Below are 19,626 nucleotides of genomic sequence, written 5' to 3' on the forward strand. Positions count from 1 at the left end.
ACCGACCGTCCCCGGCGAACCTCCCATCGACCCCATCCGGGAATGGTGGCAAGCCACCCGATAAGCCCGACGTCGCCGCGAAGGACCCTCCTCCTCAGGCGCGGCAACGTCGACCAGGCCCCGGCTCGAACGTGTCGGGACGGGCCGGGGCCATCACACACCAGGAGAACCATGGCTAGGCGGATACAAGCCAACCCCCGAGACAGAGTCGAGACCACACCAGGCAGGAGAACCAACCCTCTCCCCGTCGACTGGCCAGCACGACGCGACGCCATACACCGGCGAGACAAGACCTGTCGATGGGTCACAGACGGCAAGGTCTGCGGATCAGTCGAACGCCTCGAAGTCGACCACATCGGCGACCCTCGCGACCACGACCTGATGAACCTTCGTCTGCTGTGTCATTCACACCACGCATTCAGGACAGGCCAGCAGGCAGCAGCAGGACGACAAGCCAAGCGCATCCCGAAGAAGCGACCCGACGAGCCTCACCCCGGTCTGATCGCATGAATCAGTGTCCGATTCATCCCGATGTGGGTGGGGGGGTCCCTCGATGTCCGATAAAAGCGGCACCGGTACGTGATAGCGCTCGGCCCTCACCGTGCATGACGAAGTTCCTAAGGAGACCTAGTGCGCAGTGTCAGACAGCTGAAGACCAGGCCGCCGCAGCCTGCACCGCCGGGGCTGGCTGAGCGCGGCTTGGATGCGTGGAACAAGCTGACGGTTGAGTACAACTTCCGCACGGACGAGCTGCATGTGGTGCGGGAGTTCTGCCGGACTCTCGACGTGTTGGAGCGGCTGGCCGTGGAGCTGGAGGACGCGCCCACGATGGTGCTCTCTCCGTCTCAGGGGTTGGTGCCGAACCGGTTGTTCGCCGAGGTTCGTCAGCAGCGGCTCGCGTTGCGCGGGTTAGCGTCGTCGCTGGCTTTGCCTGGTCTGGCCGATGGTCGCAGTGGTGACGGGATGACGGTGTCGGAGAACGCGCGGAAGGCGTCGCGGGCGAGGTGGGACCGTGGCGCGTAGGTGGGTCGAGGTCGACGACGACCAGGAGCTACTGACTGAGGCGTGCGAGATGGTGACGCTCTCGCAGTACGCCTCGATGCTCTCCCCGGATCTGGAAGAGATGGCGTGCACGTCGTATGCGCGTCTGGTCGAGCTGGCCGAGGAGTTGGAGATGCCGGCGCCGCCGCCTCTGGCGGAGATGGGGCGGAGCGGGGCGTTCACGGTGCTTGATGCCTGGGTGGAAGACAGCGGCCTGTACCACGTCGATGCTCGATGGTGCCATCTGCGGGACGGCGGCCATTGGGCCCATCAGTGCAGTTGAGGAAGTAGGAGTTCATGGCGGAATTCGTAGCTGGCGAAGTTGTCGTTCCAGTCATCCCATCAGCGGATGACTTCATTTCGCGGTTGAAGAAGCAGGTTCTTGGCCCGGCGTACAAGCTGGGGCTCGACGTCGGCAAGGAGGTTCACCGCGGCCTGACCGAGCAGGCTCAGCGCGCCGTGCAGTTCGCTGTCGGGGCTGACACGAAGACCGCCTCCACTGCGTTGGAGCAGGTGCGTAAGGAGGCTCAGCAGCTCGCACGGGAGCGCGCCCACGTCGGGGTAGACGCGGACACGGGAGCGGCTCAGACGGGACTGCGGGAGCTGCTGGCGTCTTTGTCGCGGGTCAACGGTCAGCGGGCCGCTGTCTCGGTGAATGCGGATATCGGCGCCGCGGTGTCGCAGCTGACAGCGGTGGACGCCGAGCTGTCTCGGGTCGATGGCCGCACGGCGCATGCCCGCGTGGATGTCGACGTCGCCGGCGCCCTGGCGAGTCTGGGACTGGTCACCGCTGCCCTGGCTGCTTTGCCTGCGGTCGCTGCGGTGTCGTTTGGCGTGGCGGGTGTGGCGGGTGCCGCGGTCGCCGCTGGTGTGGGTATCGCCGGTCTGGCCGCGGTCGCGGTGCCGTCGCTGTCTCGGATCGCCGAGGCGAGCAAGGCGAACGAGGCCGCGATGAAGGCCGCCCGCTCGGCGGTGTCGGGAGCGGCGGGTGCGGCTCAGCAGGCCGCGATTCAGTCGCTGAACCTGGCCAGCGCCGAGGAGAGGGTTACCGACTCCAAGCGGGCCGCTTTGGTCGCCGAGCAGGAGCTGACGCGCGCCCGGGTCGATGCGAAGCGCGCGGCCGAGGATCTGGCGCTCGCGTCCCGGAATGCGGCCTTGTCCGAGGAGGATGCCCTGCTCGGTGTCGAGGAGGCTCGTCAGCGCCTGGCCGAGGTGTCCGCGGACCCGAAGACGTCGGAGTTGGAGTACAAGCGGGCTGAGCTGGCGGTGCGGCAGGCCGAGCAGCGAGCGAAGGAAGCGACCCTTCGGAACAAGCGGCAGCAGGCTGAGCAGAAGGCCGCCGATAAGGCAGGCATCGAGGGCAGCGCCCAGGTCGTCGCCGCCAAGAACAAGATTGCTCAGGCGAACAAGCGGGTTGAGGACGCCGAGCGCCAACTCAGGGTCATGCAGCTGCAGCAGGCCGCCGCAGCCAAGCAGCAGGCCGCCTCGACCGGCGGTGTGGTCGCCCAGATGGTGAAGCTGTCGCCGGCAGCGCAGACCGCGGCCAAGCAGATCGAGGCGTTCAAGTCGGCTTACCTGGCGTGGCAGCAGCGGTTGGAGCCTGCCGTACTGCCCGCGGTGACCGGCGGGCTGAAGGTTCTGCAGGGCTTGTTCAAGCCACTGGAACCGCTGATCACTGGCTCGTCGAAGGCTCTGGTGGGGCTGGAGAAGTCCGCGAGCAAGGCGCTCGGCGGGAAGTTCTGGACGTCGTTTTTCGACGATCTGTCGAAGGCCGCCCCTACGGCGATCACTGGTCTCGGTAAGAGCTTCGGCAACATCACGACCGGTGTAGCCGGGATGATCAAGGCGTTCTTGCCGTTCGTCCCGACGATCGTCGGCGGCATCGAGAAGATCACCGCGAAGTTCTCCATCTGGGGGCAGAACCTCGGACAGTCGCAGGGCTTCAAGTCCTTCGTTGCGTTCGTGAGAGCGAACTGGCCGACCGTCCAAACGCTGTTCTCCAACGTGGCCACGGCGGTCAAGAACCTCATTGTCGGTCTGGCTCCGCTGGGGTCCGGCGCCCTGTCGGGGCTGTCTTCCCTGGCGGGTGTGATCGCCAAGATGTCGCCCGAGGTGCTCGCCGGCATCGCGGTCGCGATCGGTGCAGTCGCGCTCGGCGTGAAGGCGTGGGGCATCTCGCAGAAGATCTTGAATGTCGCGCTGAGCGACAACCCCATCGGGTTGATCATCACGGCGCTTGCCCTGCTCGCTGCCGGGCTGACGTACGCCTACCAGAACAGCGAGACGTTCCGGCAGATCGTCGACACGGCATTCAAGAAGATCAGCGAAGTCGTGTCGTGGGCATGGAACACGGTCATCAAGCCCGCCCTGAATGCTCTGTGGACGTTCACGAAAACGGTGCTTGCCCCGGCTATCTCGTGGCTGTGGGAGAACATCATCAAGCCCGCGTTCACCAGAGCAGGCGAAGCGATCAAGACCGCGTGGACCGTCGTCATTCAGCCGGCGCTCAAGGCGTTGTGGGAGTTCATCACGACGGTCCTGGCGCCCAAGATCTCATGGCTGTACGAGAACGTGATCAAGCCCGCGTTCTCGAAGATCGGCCAAGCGATCGACGACGCGTGGAACAAGGTGATCCTTCCGGTTTTCAACTTCCTGAAGGACGCCGTCACCAAAGACATCCCGAACGCGTTCGACAAGGGCGTGGGGATGATTCAGACCGCGTGGGACAAGGTCAAGGACTACGCGAAGAAGCCGGTTAACTTCATCATCGGCACGGTCTATAACGGCGGCATCGTCAAGCTGTGGAACACAGTGGCCGATGCTCTTGGTCTTGACGTGAAGCTGAAGGAGATTCCGCAGCTCGCCACGGGCGGCATCTACCCGGGGTACACGCCAGGTCGTGACATCGGCTTGGCCGCGGTGTCCGGCGGTGAGGCCATCATGCGCCCGGAGTGGACGCGCGCTGTTGGGTCTGGGTTCGTCGACCAGGCGAACAAGGCCGCCCGCTCTGGTGGAGTGTCCGGCGCCGCCCGGTTCATGGGTGGATTTGCCGGCGGAGGCATCATCGGTGACCTGCTCGCCTCCGGCGTCAAGGCAGGCAGTGAGGCGTTCCTGAATCCGCTGCTCGACAAGGCCGCCGCAGCCATGGGCAACAGCCAGTGGGCGAAACTCCTCGTCGGGGTGCCGAAGAAGATGGTGGCCGACGTCGTGGCGTTCCTCACGAAGAAGGACGCCGAAACCGGCGGGCTGTCCGGCGGGAAGGCCGTCGCGTACGCCCGTCAGCAGATCGGTAAGCCGTACGAGTGGGGAGCTACCGGCCCGAACTCGTTCGACTGCTCCGGTCTGGTGATGCGCGCCCTACAGGCCGCAGGTGTGCAGGGTGTACCTCGGGTGACGCAGGATCAGATCAACTGGGTCACGCCGGTAGCCAAGCCCCAGGCCGGAATGCTCGGCTTCCCGCACAACGGCCATGTGTGGCTGTACTCCTCACCGAACACGATCATCGAAGCACCGCAGACCGGCCTGAACGTTCGGGAGGTCGCCGCGCGTGCGGCTCAGGTGATCGGTCGGCCGCCGACGTACGACGATGGCGGCTATCTGCCGACCGGCCACAGCCTTGTCTACAACGGCACCGGCCGCCCGGAGAGGGTCCTCACCGATCAGCAGTGGAACGCCATGACGCAGGGTGGCGCGAGCCGCGGTGGTGATGGGCCGCTGGTGTCTATCGGCGAGTTCCACGCGACGCAGAGCCAGACGCCAGCGCAGATCGCCCGGGAGCTCGCTTGGATGTCGAGGTCCCGCGGCGGTAGGTGAACATGACGGTGGCCGCGTCCCCTCCAGGCCGCGGCCACCGTTTCCTTCGGGGCCTCCTGGTAACGCAGGAGTGTGAGCATGCCCGGAAGGAAGATCAGAGACGGAAGCGGTCGCGGAAGATCTCGCCCCGCAGGTCCCGGTAGTAGTAGTCAAGCTTTTCGAGCCAGGTGGCCCACCGCGCCATCTCTTCGACGCTGCCGCACTCCTTCAGGGCTTCCTGGCGAAGCTTGTCCAGCTTCTTAGGGTCCGCGCCGCGCTTCACCGCCTGGGCATGCAGCTTGTCCATCTCTTCGGGGGTCATAGCGGCGCCTTCTGCATGGCCAGGGGGAGCCGCTCGCAGTGGTCGAGCTGGCGGCACAGATCCCCGGGACCGTCAGCGTGCAGGGTTCGCGAGCACATGCTGTTGGGGTACGAGCCGGCCGCGTACCACCACCCGTTCAGGTGCCATACCGCCCACCTGGGGAAGGCGTGGCCGATGGTTGAGGCGAGCGCCGTAGCTTCGTCAGCAGTCAACGCGGCGCGGTTTATGGTGCCATGCTCGTGCATGGGTCGGACCCTCCCGTCCGATCAAGACCCCGGTACGGCGTTACAGCGCCTGCCGGGGTCGTCACTTTCGGTGAACCTACGGTTTGACCATACGATGCCCTTGTCTACCTCGTCTAGGACGTTGCCCATATGAGCGAGGTAGGCGACGTCTCTAGCGTCTAACTCATGGAGATCGACCGTTTCGACCCGACGCCCATCTACCAGCAGGTGGCGCGAGTCGTCCGTGACCGGATCAAGGCCGGTGAGTTGAAGCCGCGCGATCCCATCCCGAGCGAGTCGAGCATGGTCGCCGACCACGGCATAGCCCGCGATACCGCGCGGGCCGCGGTTGCCCTGCTCCGCGAGGAGGGATGGGTCATGACGCTGCCGCAGCGAGGATCATTCGTCGCCGACCGCGAAAACTGGCCGGCTGACGAGACGTAGCAGGTCGGGAAGTGTCCGACCCGTACGCGCGGGGAACCGAATCCGAGGGTGAATCACCCTCGATTTCTGATGACTGTCCGACCAGTACGCGCGGGAAACTCCGGCAGATCTGCCGGAGTTGCACTACTCACCGCACCCGCCGGCGACTCTCCGCCTCCTTTGACTGTCGCAGATCTGCGACAGTTATTTCACTAGGGGTGATCTGCGCTTTCGTAGAGTCACCGATCGGCCGGCCGACCTACGCGGCGACCTCGACCAGCCGCCCGAGGTACGCCTGAAGGCGACGCGCCCTATCAGTTCCCACTGACATCCTGGTCTTGATCGTTCGGACGCTCGGAACCTCGCCCTCGGCGACGTCGCCGAGGAAGTTGCTCAAGGCCAGCGGGTACAGCGGGTCATCGGACTCAGGTACGGTCTCGGGCTGTACCTCGACCTCGGGAACGATCTCCTCGGTCAGGTGAGTAACGACGCGCCCATTAACATCGCTACTCGCCGCCACCTGCGGAGGTACAGGAGGAAGGTGTACCTCGACCTGCTCGGCGACCCTCAGAAGTTCCTCGACATCGCGCCATGCTTGCTCGACCTCGGAGACCTCGACCCCAGGTGTCCAACTTTGGACAGGTGTAGATTCTGCACCCCTGCGGATCATGCCCATCAGAAGCTCGTACGACAGCACCAGGGCGAGCGCTGGCCAGGCCGCGACGATCGACCCCACCACGCCATGCGCCCACCCATGAGCGACGTTCGCGGCGAGGGTCGCGAGGATGCCGAGGCCGAGAGTCCAGCGGGCGAGGGCAGGGACAGGAAGTCCCCGGCGTGCCGCATCGAGCAGCACCATGGATGAGGCGAAGATCGCGCCGTCGACCGTCAGCGGCGCCAGGATCGCGGTGAGACCGGTCTCCCCGTGGGCGGTGACGAGAGCGTAGGCGTGCTGGTAGCTGACCACCGCGGCGATTCCGGCGACCAGGACGACCGCGACGGTCGTAGCGAAGCGGATCACAGGGAACCGCCCATCTCCCGGTAGGACGCGACCAGGCACGCGGTGACGTCGGCCAGCTCCTGCACGCGGATCGCGCTGATGAAGTCGCCCGTGTCCGCGGCCATCTGTGTGGTTCGGTACTCGAAGGTGCGCTCGGTGCCGTCGATGTGGTGGACGACGCGCACGAACGGGTCGAGCAGGACGCCGGCGTCCTCGCCCTGAACCCAGATGATCGACAGGCCGGTGAAGGTGAACTCAGCGGCGTGCACCGTGCGAGTCTCGCCGGGCTGGTGGTCGATGCGGCACCATGCGGGGCATCGCGCCGGCGGGGTGGTGGACGGTAGGTTCGTACTCACGATCTCGTCTCCTGCTTCGATCAGGGGTTGGGGTCCAGGCCCCGGGCCGGTGTGCAACCACCGACCCGGGGCCGTCTTGCTATGAGGAAGCGCCGCGGGCGAGCGCCACCCGAGCGAGGATCGCGAGCGCGATCCGCTCGGCGTCCTCGACCGGCAGCGCGTCGCCGTCGACGTAGAAGTGGATCGTGTGGGACTCGCCCTCGGTGTACGACAGCTGAACCGCGCCCGGCTCGTCGGAGGGGGCCGACCAGCAGATCACGTCAGAGTGGTCGGTACACCACGGCTGGTGGACGCTCACGCGGTCACCTCGCACATCAGGCAGCCCCGGTTGTCGCACTGCTCGGATGCCTGCCGCCGAGCCAGGACGCCACGGAACGCCCTCGACATCTCGGCGATGTCGAACTGCGTCAACTCCTTGCGCGCCATCTGCAACATGACCCGCTCGGCATCGGCATAGCCGACCTCGTCAACCGTTTCGAGACCGAGGCTCATACCGAGCGACATGGCCAAAAGGAGAACCCTGTCGCTGATCTGCTCCGGTTCCTCGGCAACGGGCACCCAGGTGCCGCCCGAGGTGCGGGACACGATGACCGCATCCGCCTCGATGCGCTGACGCTCCTGCACGCCGAGCAGGTCGCCCAGCAGGCCGGCCGCCTCCTCGCGGGTGCCGTCCCTACCGGTGTAGGTCTTGACCTGCTCGCCCTCGGCGGTACGGATGGTGCCACGCACCCCGAACTCGGTTGCGACGGTGTGGGACGTGCAGGCGAAGAGCTGGCCGTGCTCGCCCATGCCCGCGGGAACCATCGGCGCGTCGACTGCTCCGCAGCGGATACAGGCGAGGCCGTCGAGTTGGTCGCCGCTCAGGGGTGCGGTGTCCTCGGCGACGTCGGCCATCTGGATGGGGGCGAGCTTCAAGCAGTGCCCGCAGGTGATCGGCTCGTTCGTCTCGGCGTACGGGTTGCCGTCGACGGCGCGGGCACGGGCCGGGCAGAGGGGGTAACCCGGGGTGATGCTCGCGTGGATGGTGCCAGTGGAGCGGGTCCGCAGGTTCGCGGGAAGAGCAGAGGGGACGAGCGAGGGCTTGGTACTGTGCATGGTGGATCTACTTCCTGTTTGCGCAGGTGGTGATCAAGGGCCCGTTCCGGTGGTGACACACCGGGGCGGGCCCGTTTTCGTTGGCGTCTATCTCCACCTCGAAGGGTGGTTAACCACCAACATAGAGTGTTAACCTCGGGTGGTCAACCACCTTTGGAGGGAACGTGCCGAGCCAGCACAAACACAAGCTCGTGGGAATCCGGGGAGCACCCGAGGAGCTCGTTGAGAAGGTGCGCAAGAAAGCCCCGGACGGGAACCTGTCGAAAGTGACCATTGAGCTATGGCACCAATACGTCAGCGAGGACGACGCGAAGCCACCAAAAAAGGACTCATGATCAGGGCACACAGAGGGCACATCACGCCAGGATCGCCCACGATCTAACGGGATCTGGCGAGACAAGAAATCCCAGTTCAGAGGGGATTTAGGGTAGGTATCCGCAGGTCGGAGACCTACCCCTGCTACTTGTAGCGGAAGTAGACGAACAGGCGGCCGTGGTTCTTGGCGTCCTTGTCGATGCGGTGGTAGAGGGCCTTGATCTCCTTCTGCTCCAGAAAGCGCAGGACCTTCTTCTTGAGCTGGCCCGAGCCCTTGCCGGGGATGATCTCGACCTCGGTGGCCTTCTTCCTAATGGCCTCGTCGATGATGCCCCGCAGTGCCTTGTCGATCTCTCCGCCCCGGTTGTAGATGGGGTGTAGATCAAGCTTGAGCTTCAACCGGGCCTCCCACGTGTCATCTTGGGTCAGTCTACGCACGGTGGGCCATCGCACCCCTCCGCCGGCCACAAGTGCCTCGGGTCTGGAGAGCGGCTCCGCGATAACCAGAACACCCGGCGCAGTCTGCAATGAAATTTGACCAATTCCAATGATGATTGTGTCAATTTCACGATCTAGGCAAATAAATGGTCTCTAGTTAGGCTGCCATTCATGATCGGCCGCCTTTACCGGGTGGCCGATCGCGTGTCACCCGACGGGGAGGGTCACGGCCTTCCCCGGCATGCCCTGCCCCGGGCGCACCGACGGCCCCCCTCCCTGCCACGTGAGCTGCTCATGTGTGCCGACAGGGAGGTCTCGTTGACCAGAAAGCCCTACTTACCGAGGATCAGACGCGCGGCGGTGCTCGCCGCCGGCCTCGGGCTCGTCGCGGCGATGGCGCCGCCCGCGAGCGCGGATCCCACCCCCACCCCCGCACCGTCCGCCAAGTGGACGGCGACCCCCTTGACCGGGGGTGAGCCGGTCCAGGGCGCGAAGTCCCCCACCGGCAAACTCGCCCGCAGTGACGAAGGGCTGCTGAAGTCGACCTCGGGCGCCACGGTCAACGTGATGGTCAAGCTCGACTACGACTCCTTCGCCGCCTATCAGGGCGGCCTCGAAGGGCTTCCCGCGACGAGCCCGGCCAAGACCGGTAAGGCTCTTGACATAAAGAGCGGCGACGCGAAGAAATACCAGAAACACATCGAGGACGTCGAGAACGCCTTCCTCGCCGAACTGGCCAGAAGCGTTCCGGGCGCCACGGCGGGCCAGAAGCTGCGAACCGTCTACGGCGGCATCGCGCTGCGCATCCCCGCCAACAAGGCGGCCGCGGTGCTGAAGCTGCCCGGGGTGGCCGCCGTCCAGGAGGACAAGCCCGAGCAGCTGCTGACCGACTCCAGCCCCGAGTTCATCGGGGCACCCGCGATCTACAACAAGCTGGGTGGCAGCTCCTCCTCCGGCAAGGGCGTCGTCGTCGGCATCCTCGACTCCGGTGTCTGGCCCGAGCACCCCCAGTTCGCCGACCCCGGCACGCTGCCCGCCGTACCGGCGACCAAGGACGGCACGCCGCGTGTCTGCAACTTCGGCGACAACCCGCTGACCCCGGCGGCCGACCCGTTCGTCTGCAACCGGAAACTCATCGGCGGCGCCCCGTTCCTCGACACCTACAACGCGGTCTACCCCGGCGAGTACTTCCCGACCAGCGCCCGCGACTCCAACGGCCACGGCACCCACACCGCGACCACCTCGGCGGGCGGTCCGGTCGCCGACGCCAACCCGCTCGGCATCAGCCGCGGCCCGATCCACGGCATCGCCCCGGCGGCGCACGTGTCGGTCTACAAGGTCTGCGGCGTCGAGGGCTGCTTCCCCTCCGACTCCGCCCAGGCGGTCGGCCGAGCCATCCTCGACGGCGTCCGCGTGATCAACTTCTCGATCTCGGGCGGTACCTCCCCCTACAGCGACCCGGTGGAGCTGGCCTTCCTCGACGCCTACGCGGCCGGCGTGCTCGTCTCGGCCTCGGCGGGCAACGCGGGTCCCGGCGCGGCGACGGTCAACCACGTCGCCCCGTGGGTGACCACGGTCGCGGCCTCCACCCAGCCCAGGACCTTCCAGTCGACGATCACGCTGTCCGGTTCCGGCGGCGCGACGGCCACGCTGAAGGGCGCCTCCATCACGGGAGGTGTGCCCTCCGCGCTGCCGGTGGTGCAGGCCTCGGCGCCGCCGTACTCCAACGCGCTGTGCACCACGCCCGCGCCCCCGGGCCTGTTCACCGGGAAGGTCGTCCTCTGTGAGCGCGGTCCCAACCGGGTCCTGAAGAGCTTCAACGTCAAGCAGGGCGGCGCGGCCGGCATGATCCTGTACAACTCCAGCCCGCTCGACGTGATGACCGACAACCACTGGCTCCCCACGGTCCACATCGACAAGCCCGATACGGACGCGCTGCTGGCGTTCCTGTCGGCCAACCCCGGCGCGACCGCCTCGTTCACCCAGGGCACCAAGGCCACCTGGCAGAGCGACAGGATCACCACGTTCTCCTCGCGCGGCCCCGGCGGCGACTTCCTCAAGCCTGACGTCACCGCCCCCGGCCTGCACATCGTGGCCGGACAGACGCCGGTGCTGGAGGGACCGGCCGGTGGCCCGCCGAACAACCTGTACCAGGTCATCGCGGGCACGTCGATGTCATCGCCGCACGTCGCGGGCTCCGCGGCCCTGGTGTTCGCGCTGCACCCGGACTGGACCCCCGGTCAGGTGAAGTCCGCGCTGGAGACGACGGCCAAGACCTCGGTCACCAAGCAGGACGGCGTCACCCCGGCCGACCCGTTCGACACCGGCGGCGGGCGCATCGACCTGACCAAGGCCGGTGACCCCGGCCTGACCCTGGACGAGACGGGCGCGAACTTCCTGGCCGCGGCCGGCGACCCGCTGAACCGCATCGACCTGAACCTGCCGTCGGTGAACGCCCCCATCATGCCGGGTCTCATCACCGCCAAGCGGACGGTCACCAACGTCACGGACAAGACGCTCACCTTCGCCGCCACGGGTACGACCGTGGCCGGCGCCAACATCTCGGTGCTACCGCCGCTGGTCACCGTGAAGGCGGGCAAGACCGCCAACTTCAGCGTGGTGATCACCGCGCCCGACCTGCCCGAGGGGCAGTACTTCGGCCAGGTGAACCTCAAGCAGGTGGGCGGCTCGCGCAACCTGCACCTGCCGGTCGCGTTCGTCCGCAAGCAGGGCGCCGTCCCGGTGGAGCAGACCTGTGCCCCGGCCAGCATTCCGCGTAACACCGGCGAGTCCACCTGCACCGTCACGGTGCGGAACGACACGCTCCAGGACGCCGAGGTCACCGCGGTCAGCACGCTGGACAGCAAGCTGCGCCTGAACTCGGTGACCGGCGCCACCAAGGTCAGCTCCCAGATCGCGACGGCCAAGACCACCCTCGCGGCCAGGCAGCCGGACCGGCCGGGCATCGCCCCGGGCATCGGGCCGGCCCCGTACCTGCCGCTTGACGCCTTCGGCATCACACCGGTGCCGATCGGCGACGAGCAGGCGATCAACTTCACGGTCCCCGCGTTCCAGTACGCGGGCAGGACGTACACCAGGATCGGCATCGTCTCCAACGGCTACACGATCGCCGGAGGAAGCTCGGGGTCGACGGACATCTCGTTCGAACCGCAGACCCTGCCCGACCCCTCGACCCCGAACAACGTGCTCGCCCCCTACTGGACCGACCTGGACGGCACCGGCGCGCCGGGCATCTACGCCGGAACGCTGACCGACGGCGTCAACGACTGGCTCGTCATCGAGTGGCGGGTCAACCCCTACGGCACGACCGACACCAAGGTGTTCCAGCAGTGGATCGGGCTGAACGGGACCGAGGACATCACCTACACCTACGACCCGGGCAACCTGCCCGGCGACGCCCCGGCGGGCTACGGCCTGACCGTGGGGGCCGAGAACGGTGACGGCACCGCGGGCGGCCAGATCACCGGCCCGCCGACCGAGGACCTCCGGGTGACCAGCACGCCCGGCGCCCCGGGGGGCAGCCTGACCTACACGATGAAGATCAAGGGTGTCAGTGCCGGGACCGGGAAGGTGACGACGGGAACGTCGACACCGCAGGTCAAGGGCGTGACCATCGAGGTGGACAAGATAGACGTCCAGTAGCGGGAGGGGACATCGGACCGATGGGCCCGGCGCGTCGCGCCGGGCCCATCGGGTCTTCACGGGAACTTCGGGGAACGGGCGCTCAGCGGTGAAGGTAGTCGACCAGGTGGGCCTTCTCCGTCTCCAGCGCCTCGATGGAGCTCTTGACCACGTCACCGATGCTCACGATCCCGGCCAGCCGGCCCGCGTCCACGACCGGCACGTGCCGGATGCGGTGCGTGGTCATGGTCTGGCGGAGGTCGTCGACGTCGGTGTCCGGGGGGCAGGTGCGGACCTCGGTCGTCATGATGGACGACACCGTGTCCTCCAGCACGCGCGCGCCCCGGTCGTGCAGCCGTCGTACCACGTCGCGCTCGGAGACGATGCCCTCGATGGAGGAGCCGTTCTCGGACACCACCACGGCACCGATGTTCTTCTCGGCCAGGATGGCCAGGAGTTCCGTGACCGTCGCACTGGGGCGTACGGTCGCCACCTCTGTTCCCTTGCCTTGCAGAATCGTACCGATCAGCATTGACACCACCTCGGTTCAGCCTGGCGCGGGTATCCCTTTTCTCTGCCCAATCAGGCCTCACGCTAAGCCACCGAGACGGCAAAACGGGTGACCTTCATGTAACGGGCAGCAGCCGGACCGCGTCGAGGGCCAGGGTGAGCTCGACGATGTCGAGCGGACGCGCCAGGGAACGGCCGGTGAGCTGCTCGATGCGGCGGATGCGGTTGAAGACCGTGTTGCGGTGGCAGTACAGCTGCCCCGCGGCGCGCATGGCCGAACCCTCGCAGCGCAGCCACGCCTGCAGAGTGCCGAGGAGCACGTCCCTGTCCGCCTGGTCGAGGGCGAGGATGGGCCGCAGCACAGCTCCGCTGAGGTGGCCCGCGAGCTCGGGCTGGCTGACCACCAGGGCGGCGGGCAGCCTGTCCTCCAGCCTGGCGATCTCCGGGCCGTCGCCCACGCACGTCCGCAGCGCGAGCTCGGCGAGCCGCCTGGCGCGGCCCAGCTCGGCCAGTCCCTCGACGATCGGGCTGATCCCGGCGCAACCGGTGACGTGCGGGCGCAGTTCCTCGGCCAGCTGCTCCATGTCCGCGTCGTGCAGCAGCACCACCGACACCTCGTAGTCGGGACGCATCCGCCACAGCAGTCGCATCGTGCCCAGGGCGGTCGGCCGTGGGGCGTCGTCCCCGTGGTCGGGGCGGCCCGGCAGCCGGGTGATGACGACGGCGTACCGGCCCAGCTCGGGCAGGTCCAGCGCGGCGGCGGCACTGCGGACCAGGGCGGCGTCCGCCCGGTCCTCAAGGAGCGCGTCGAGCAGGGCCTGGACCCGCTCGGCTGTGCGGCCGAACATCTCGGCCTCCCGTCTTCGGTAGGCCTCGGCGGCGGCGATCGCCTGCCTGTCGATGGCGTGCCACACCTTCGTGGCGCTGCGGATCAGGACCGGCAGGCTGTCGGCCTCCTCCTCGGTGACCACGTCGATGAGGCCGCCCCACATCACCTCCGCGGAGAGCCGGTAGCTGCGCAGCAGGGAGTCCATCGGCAGGCCCTGCTCCGCCCTGCGCCGGGCGGTCCTCTCCGCCTGCGGCAGGTCACGCCGCTCCGGGCGGGGTAGCAGGATGGCGCCGATGCCGTCCCGCATCGCCTCGTAGACGCTCTGCCAGTGGTCGTCGGTGGGCACCATCCTGCGGTACGCCTCATCGGTGTCACGGATCTTCGCGACGAGTTCGTCGGTGAGCTCGGGAAGTCTCAGCAGCAGCCGGCGGGCGGCCAGGCGCATGATCCTGCGTACTTCGTCATCCGTAACCGGCCGGGTCCCCATCTGGGAATCGTGTCAGCAAGTCCGGCAGTGGAACAAGGTTCTGTTCTGTTTCGTGATCCGGGGTTGTACTCGCGCACAACCGCGCCCCGCCCAGTATGGGCGCCCGCCCCGACTTCACCCGGCCCTCTGGACGCCGGTGAACCACCTCGGTTGGGTGCGTTCATCGGCTGTACAGGAGGAACACATGGACGTGCACGCCCCTCGCCCGCCCGGGGACTCCGGGCTGGTCGTCAGGGATCTGGCGGTGAGTTACGGCCCGGTCCTGGCCCTGCGGGGTGTCTCGCTGGACGTCCCTCGCGGTTCGGTCGTCGCGGTGCTCGGCGGCAACGGCGCGGGGAAGTCCACCCTGCTGCGCGCCGTATCGGGCACCCTCAGGTTCCACCGAGGCGGGATCACCGCGGGCGAGGTCACCTTCGGCGGGAAGCGGCTCTCCGGCGCCACCACCTCTGCCGTCGTGGCCGGCGGCGTCGTCCAGGTACCCGAGGGCCGCCGGATCTTCGCGCGGATGACCGTGGAGGAGAACCTGCGGGCCGGCGCCCTCGGCGCGCCCGGCCGGCGGTCGGCGGCCAAGGCGAAGGAGCGAGTGCTCACGCTCTTCCCCGTGCTCGCCGAGCGCGCCGGGCAGCGCGCGGGACTGCTGTCCGGGGGCGAGCAGCAGATGCTCGCCATCGGCCGCGCGCTGATGGCCAGGCCGAGGATGCTCCTGCTCGACGAGCCCACCCTCGGCCTGGCGCCGATGATGGCCTCCCGGATCGCCGACACCGTTCGCGAGATCAACGCCGGGGGGACCACGGTGCTCCTGGTGGAGCAGAACGCCGCCATGGCCCTGTCCCTGGCCTCGCACGCCTACGTGCTGGAGGTCGGAGAGGTCGTCCTGTCGGGACCGGCCGCCGAACTCGCCACGAGCGACGAGGTGCGCCGCCGCTACCTGGGCATCGAGGACGCCCCCGAGGCCGCGGCCGGCGCCCGTCCCGTGCTGGCGAGGTGGTCCACGTGAGCGGCACGGACACCTCCGTTCCCCGGCTCGACGTGCGCGAGGTGACGGTGCGCTTCGCCGGGCTCACCGCGCTGGACGCGGTCGGCTTCACCGTCGAGCCCGGCAGTGTGCACGCTGTGATCGGGCCCAACGGGGCGGGCAAGTCGACCTGCTTCAACGTCCTGTCGGGCGTCTACCGGGCCACCTCGGGCAGCGTGCGGTTCGGCGACGCGGAGCTGACCGCCCTGGCCCCGCACCGCATCGCCGCCCTGGGCGTGGCGCGCACCTTCCAGAACATCGCGCTGTCGCCGATGCTGTCGGTCCGGGACAACCTGATGCTCGGCCGCCACCGGCTGACCCGCGCCGGGTTCCTCTCCGCCGGGCTGCGGCTGCCGTCGGCCCGGCGCGAGGCCGCCGCGCACGGCGAGCGGGTGACCGAGATCGCCGCGTTCGTCGGGCTCTCCGAGCATCTGGCCACGCCCGTCGGACTCCTGTCGTACGGCGTGCAGAAGCGCGTGGAGCTGGCCCGGGCACTGTGCATGGAACCTCGGCTGCTGCTGCTGGACGAGCCGGTCGCCGGCATGAACGGCGGCGAGCGCCGCGACATGGCCGAACTGATCGTCGCGGTACGGGAGAGCCTCGGCATCTCGATCCTGCTGGTCGAGCACGACATGGGGATGGTCATGCGGCTCGCCGACGCGGTGACGGTCCTGGACTTCGGCAGGCGCATCGCGGACGGCCCGCCCGGCGAGGTGCAGAACGATCCCGAGGTTGTCCGCGCCTACCTGGGCGCGGCGGCCGAGAGCACGACCGTGAGCGGGACCGAGGAGGTCACCTCATGATCACCTTTCTCGAACTCCTGGTGAACGGCATCTCCGTCGGAGCGGTGTACGCGCTGATCGCCCTGGGCTTTGTGATCATCTTCAAGGCGACCGAGGTGGTGAACTTCGCCCACGCCTCGCTGCTGCTGGTCGGCGGGTTCGTGATCGCGAGGCTGCACCCGCTGATCGGCTTCTGGGCCGCGCTGCTGCTGGGCATCGCCGGCGCGGCGGTCGTGGGCGCCCTGATCGAATTCCTGATCATCCGCAGGGCGAACGTCATCTCGCACAGCGTCCTCGCGATCGTGACGATCGGTGTCGACATCGTGCTGACCACCGAGCTCACCAGGCAGATCGGCACCGACGTGCTCGCCCTGGGCGACCCGTGGCGCGACCGGGTGCTGCACCTGGGAGGCGTCAGCATCGCCGAGACCCGGATCGTCGCGCTGGCCGTCGCCGCGGTCCTGATCTCCGCGTTCCTGCTGGCGTTCAAGTACACGAACTGGGGCATCGCCATGCGCGCCACCGCGGAGGACACCGAGACCGCCGCGCTGATGGGCGTGCGGCGCGGGCGGATCTCGATGGGGGCCTGGGCGGTCGCCGGGGCGCTCGCCGCCGTCGCCGCGCTCTTCCTGTGCGTCTTCCCCACACCGGGTCTGGATCGCAGCACCACCTTCGCGGCGATGAAGGCGTTCCCCGCGGCGATCCTCGGCGGCCTCGACTCCACCACCGGGGCACTGGCCGGCGGGCTGATCATCGGTGTCACCGAGGCGATGATGAGCGGCTACCAGAACGACCTGGTCTTCCTCGGCCGGGGTATCGGCGACGTCGCGCCGTTCCTCGTGATGATCGTGGTCCTGCTCATCCGCCCCGCGGGGCTGTTCGGGACGAGGGAGCTGGCACGTGTCTAAGAAGGTCATCCTCTCCTGTGTGGTGCTGGTCGTGGCGGCGGTCGCCATACCGTTCTACCTGGAGGGCTTCTGGCTGCAGGCCGGACTCTTCGCGATGTCGGCGGCGATCGGGGCGATCGGCCTCAACCTGCTGACCGGTGCCACCGGCCAGCTCTCCATGGGCCACGCGTTCTTCCTCGCGGTCGGCGCGTACGCCTACGTCTACTTCGCCGCCGAACCGGAGGGCGGCACGCACGCCCTCGGCGGCCTCGGCCTGCCCACGCCGGTCGCGGCACTGTTCGCGGTGCTCACCGCGGGCGTCGCGGGCGGGGTGTTCAGCCCCATCGCGGGACGCCTGAAGGGCGCGTACCTCGGCATCGCCACCCTCGCGCTGATCTTCGTCGGCCAGCACGTGCTGTTCAACGCCGAGCCTGTGACGGGCGGCTACAACGGGCGGGCGGTGCCGCCGATGGAGCTGTTCGGATTCGTGTTCGCCGACTCCCCCGAACTGGTGGTCGCCCAGGTGCCGTTCGGGTCGCTGGAGCGCCTGTGGTTCCTCGGGCTGGCCGTGCTGACCTGCGCGGCGCTGTTCGCCCGCGGGGTGCTGCGCGGCCGGCCGGGACGGGCCATGAACACCATCCGCGACCACGAGATCGCGGCCGGGGTGATGGGCGTGCCGGTGGCCCGCTACCGCGCCGGGGTGTTCGTGCTGTCGTCGATGTACGGCGGGCTGGCCGGGGTCCTGATCGCGCTGGTCTTCCAGCGCACCGTGCCCGACTACTTCGGCCTGCTGCTCTCCCTCGACTACCTGGCGATGATCATCATCGGCGGCCTCGGCTCCGTCGCGGGCGCGGTGATCGGCGCGTTCTTCATCTCCCTGCTCCCCCAGTTGCTCAGCCGCTACAGCGACGCCCTGCCGCTGGTGGCCGAGCCCGGCTCAGGCGGGGTCTCACCCGCCGAGGCGTCCCGCATCCTGTACGGCGCCGCCGTCGTCGTCATCGTCCTCTTCCTGCCCGGCGGACTGCTCGGCCTCGCCAGGCGCCTGCGCCTCGCCGTGACCCGGCGGCTCGCCCCGGTCCACGCGACGAGGAAGACCCCGCTCTCCCCCTCTTCCACCCCCTCCCCCGACACAAGGAACTGACAATGGGAATCCCAAGAACCCCGGTCCGACGAATCGCGGTACTCGCCCTCCTGGCCCTGGCCGTCACCGCGTGCGCCAGCGAGAAGGCCACCGGGGGCAGCGGGGGCGCCGCCCCCTCCGCCGTCGGGGGGGACGGCGTGAAGACCGGTCCCGGCGTCACCGCCGACAAGATCACGATCGGCCTGATGACCGACCTCACCGGCCCGTACGCCTCCTTCGGCAAGAGCCTGACCCAGGCGCAGCAGCTCTACTTCGAGCAGACGAACGCGGCGGGGGGCGTGTGCGGGCGGCAGCTGGAGGCTCTGGTCCGTGACCACGGCTACGACGTGCAGAAGGCGGTCGCGGCCTACACCGAGATCTCCCCGAAGGTGGTGGCCCTCGCCCACGTCGTCGGCTCGCCCATGGTCAACGCGGTCAAACAGCGCATCGAGGCCGACGACATGCTCACCATCCCGCAGGCGTGGGCGACCGGGCTGCTCGGCAGCAAGCCCATCCAGGTCACCGGGACGACCTACGACATCGACATGATCAACGGGGTGGACTTCCTCACCAAGGAGAAGGGCATCAAGTCCGGCGACAAGATCGGCCACCTGTACTTCGAGGGCGACTACGGCGAGAGCGCGCTGAACGGCTCCAAGTACGCGGCGGAGAAGCTCGGCCTCAAGCTCGTGGAGCAGAAGATCAAGGCCACCGACCAGGACATGAGCGCCCAGGTCGCCGCCTTCAAGGCCGAGGGCGTCAAGGCCATCCTGGTCTCCGTCGGCCCCAGGCAGACCGCCTCGCTCGTCGGCGTCTCGCTCGCCAAGGGCATGGACGTGCCGTTCGTCGGCAGCAACTCGGCCTACTCCCCGCAGCTGCTGCCCACCCCGGCGGGTCCCGCGCTGCTGAAGGACTTCTACTACATCACCGCCGGCACCCCGATCAGCGCCGACCAGCCGGCCATGAAGAAGCTGGCCGCCGACTACGCGGCGAAGTATCCGGACGCGGCCATCGACAGCGGTGTCTCCGCCGGTTACTCGGCGGCGGCGATCGTCGTCGACGCGCTCAAGAAGGCCTGCGAGGGCAAGGACCTGACCCGGGCCGCCGTGGTCGCCGCGCACCGCGGCCAGTCGGCCTGGGGTGCGGAGTTCGGCACCGTCATGGACTTCACCACGTTCGACAAGCCCGCCTCGCTGCTGTCGTACGTCGCCAAGCCGGACAAGGACGCCCTGGGCGGCGCGGTGATCTTCAAGGACGCCGCCACCTCCGACCTGGCCAAGACCTACCAGGTCCCGGTGGGCTGATCCGCGGTTCACGACGGGCCCCGCACCCCCGGCGAGGAAGGTGC

19 protein-coding genes are annotated in these 19,626 nt (G+C 68.2%); 10 read left to right on the forward strand and 9 right to left on the reverse strand.

The features are described from left to right. The first annotated feature begins 630 nt into the window (after window positions 1-630). The 3 genes from IG98_RS0128875 to IG98_RS54390 are packed head-to-tail and all read left to right on the forward strand — an operon-like array spanning window position 631 to window position 4,854. Window positions 631-1,023, forward strand: a complete 393-nt coding sequence (locus IG98_RS0128875; RefSeq protein ID WP_030919010.1) for a hypothetical protein — start codon at window positions 631-633, stop codon at window positions 1,021-1,023. Then, window positions 1,013-1,324, forward strand: coding sequence for a hypothetical protein (locus IG98_RS0128880; protein WP_030919012.1), 312 nt, complete (start codon window positions 1,013-1,015; stop codon window positions 1,322-1,324). Before IG98_RS0128875 ends, IG98_RS0128880 begins: the two co-directional genes overlap by 11 nt. 14 nt (window positions 1,325-1,338) lie before the next feature. Continuing rightward, window positions 1,339-4,854, forward strand: coding sequence for an NlpC/P60 family protein (locus tag IG98_RS54390; protein ID WP_157594577.1), 3,516 nt, complete (start codon window positions 1,339-1,341; stop codon window positions 4,852-4,854). Window positions 4,855-4,948: 94 nt separating this feature from the next. Here IG98_RS54390 and IG98_RS0128890 read toward each other — a convergent pair whose 3' ends face one another. Beyond that, on the reverse strand, window positions 4,949-5,155 hold the full coding sequence (locus tag IG98_RS0128890) for a hypothetical protein (RefSeq protein WP_030919016.1): 207 nt from the start codon (window positions 5,153-5,155) through the stop codon (window positions 4,949-4,951). Then, window positions 5,152-5,367, reverse strand: coding sequence for a hypothetical protein (locus IG98_RS0128895; RefSeq protein ID WP_157594578.1), 216 nt, complete (start codon window positions 5,365-5,367; stop codon window positions 5,152-5,154). Before IG98_RS0128895 ends, IG98_RS0128890 begins: the two co-directional genes overlap by 4 nt. A 198-nt stretch (window positions 5,368-5,565) precedes the next feature. Between IG98_RS0128895 and IG98_RS0128900 the strand changes: the two genes are divergently transcribed. Then, window positions 5,566-5,823 (forward strand): winged helix-turn-helix domain-containing protein, encoded by a 258-nt coding sequence (locus IG98_RS0128900; protein WP_030919021.1) that lies wholly within the window; start codon window positions 5,566-5,568, stop codon window positions 5,821-5,823. Between the two features lie 238 nt (window positions 5,824-6,061). Here the strand turns inward: IG98_RS0128900 and IG98_RS47465 are convergent, their stop codons facing one another. From IG98_RS47465 to IG98_RS0128925, 5 genes are all read right to left on the reverse strand, one after another. Next, window positions 6,062-6,823 (reverse strand): DUF2637 domain-containing protein, encoded by a 762-nt coding sequence (locus IG98_RS47465; RefSeq protein ID WP_051753106.1) that lies wholly within the window; start codon window positions 6,821-6,823, stop codon window positions 6,062-6,064. Beyond that, window positions 6,820-7,158, reverse strand: coding sequence for a hypothetical protein (locus tag IG98_RS50930; protein WP_157594579.1), 339 nt, complete (start codon window positions 7,156-7,158; stop codon window positions 6,820-6,822). The genes IG98_RS47465 and IG98_RS50930 overlap by 4 nt, the downstream gene beginning before the upstream one ends. Before the next feature lie 79 nt (window positions 7,159-7,237). Continuing rightward, a complete protein-coding gene (locus tag IG98_RS0128915; RefSeq protein ID WP_030919028.1) occupies window positions 7,238-7,456 on the reverse strand; it encodes a hypothetical protein in 219 nt (72 codons plus the stop codon). Then, window positions 7,453-8,253: a thioredoxin domain-containing protein gene (locus tag IG98_RS0128920; protein WP_030919031.1), complete on the reverse strand. Its 801-nt coding sequence runs from the start codon at window positions 8,251-8,253 to the stop codon at window positions 7,453-7,455. The genes IG98_RS0128915 and IG98_RS0128920 overlap by 4 nt, the downstream gene beginning before the upstream one ends. Window positions 8,254-8,712: 459 nt before the next feature. Then, window positions 8,713-8,967: a Smr/MutS family protein gene (locus IG98_RS0128925; RefSeq protein WP_030919034.1), complete on the reverse strand. Its 255-nt coding sequence runs from the start codon at window positions 8,965-8,967 to the stop codon at window positions 8,713-8,715. A gap of 357 nt (window positions 8,968-9,324) precedes the next feature. Here IG98_RS0128925 and IG98_RS54395 point away from each other — a divergent pair, with 357 nt between their 5' ends. Further along, the gene (locus tag IG98_RS54395) at window positions 9,325-12,669 is read left to right on the forward strand and encodes a S8 family serine peptidase (protein WP_281178542.1); all 3,345 of its coding nucleotides are present in this window, start codon (window positions 9,325-9,327) and stop codon (window positions 12,667-12,669) included. Window positions 12,670-12,751: 82 nt separating this feature from the next. On the opposite strand, the gene IG98_RS0128935 is transcribed toward IG98_RS54395, so the two are convergent. After that, complete coding sequence (locus IG98_RS0128935; protein WP_030919039.1) at window positions 12,752-13,180, reverse strand: CBS domain-containing protein; 429 nt, start codon at window positions 13,178-13,180, stop codon at window positions 12,752-12,754. A 94-nt stretch (window positions 13,181-13,274) separates the two neighbouring features. After that, a complete protein-coding gene (locus IG98_RS0128940; RefSeq protein ID WP_030919042.1) occupies window positions 13,275-14,474 on the reverse strand; it encodes a PucR family transcriptional regulator in 1,200 nt (399 codons plus the stop codon). 184 nt (window positions 14,475-14,658) lie between these two features. Between IG98_RS0128940 and IG98_RS0128945 the strand changes: the two genes are divergently transcribed. From IG98_RS0128945 to IG98_RS0128965, 5 genes are read left to right on the forward strand one after another with little or no spacing between them, the layout of a single operon-like run. Next, window positions 14,659-15,471, forward strand: a complete 813-nt coding sequence (locus tag IG98_RS0128945; protein WP_030919044.1) for an ABC transporter ATP-binding protein — start codon at window positions 14,659-14,661, stop codon at window positions 15,469-15,471. Further along, window positions 15,468-16,292: an ABC transporter ATP-binding protein gene (locus IG98_RS0128950; protein ID WP_157594580.1), complete on the forward strand. Its 825-nt coding sequence runs from the start codon at window positions 15,468-15,470 to the stop codon at window positions 16,290-16,292. Before IG98_RS0128945 ends, IG98_RS0128950 begins: the two co-directional genes overlap by 4 nt. After that, window positions 16,289-17,179 carry a branched-chain amino acid ABC transporter permease gene (locus tag IG98_RS0128955; protein ID WP_030919050.1) on the forward strand — a complete coding sequence of 297 codons (891 nt, stop codon included), beginning with the start codon at window positions 16,289-16,291 and terminating at the stop codon, window positions 17,177-17,179. Before IG98_RS0128950 ends, IG98_RS0128955 begins: the two co-directional genes overlap by 4 nt. Continuing rightward, window positions 17,172-18,299, forward strand: coding sequence for a branched-chain amino acid ABC transporter permease (locus tag IG98_RS0128960; RefSeq protein WP_030919052.1), 1,128 nt, complete (start codon window positions 17,172-17,174; stop codon window positions 18,297-18,299). The genes IG98_RS0128955 and IG98_RS0128960 overlap by 8 nt, the downstream gene beginning before the upstream one ends. A gap of 2 nt (window positions 18,300-18,301) precedes the next feature. Then, window positions 18,302-19,582 (forward strand): ABC transporter substrate-binding protein, encoded by a 1,281-nt coding sequence (locus IG98_RS0128965; protein WP_030919054.1) that lies wholly within the window; start codon window positions 18,302-18,304, stop codon window positions 19,580-19,582. Window positions 19,583-19,626: the final 44 nt, after the last annotated feature.

The sequence above is a fragment of the Streptosporangium amethystogenes genome (assembly GCF_000721075.1).
GTDB classification, from domain to species: domain Bacteria; phylum Actinomycetota; class Actinomycetes; order Streptosporangiales; family Streptosporangiaceae; genus Streptosporangium; species Streptosporangium amethystogenes.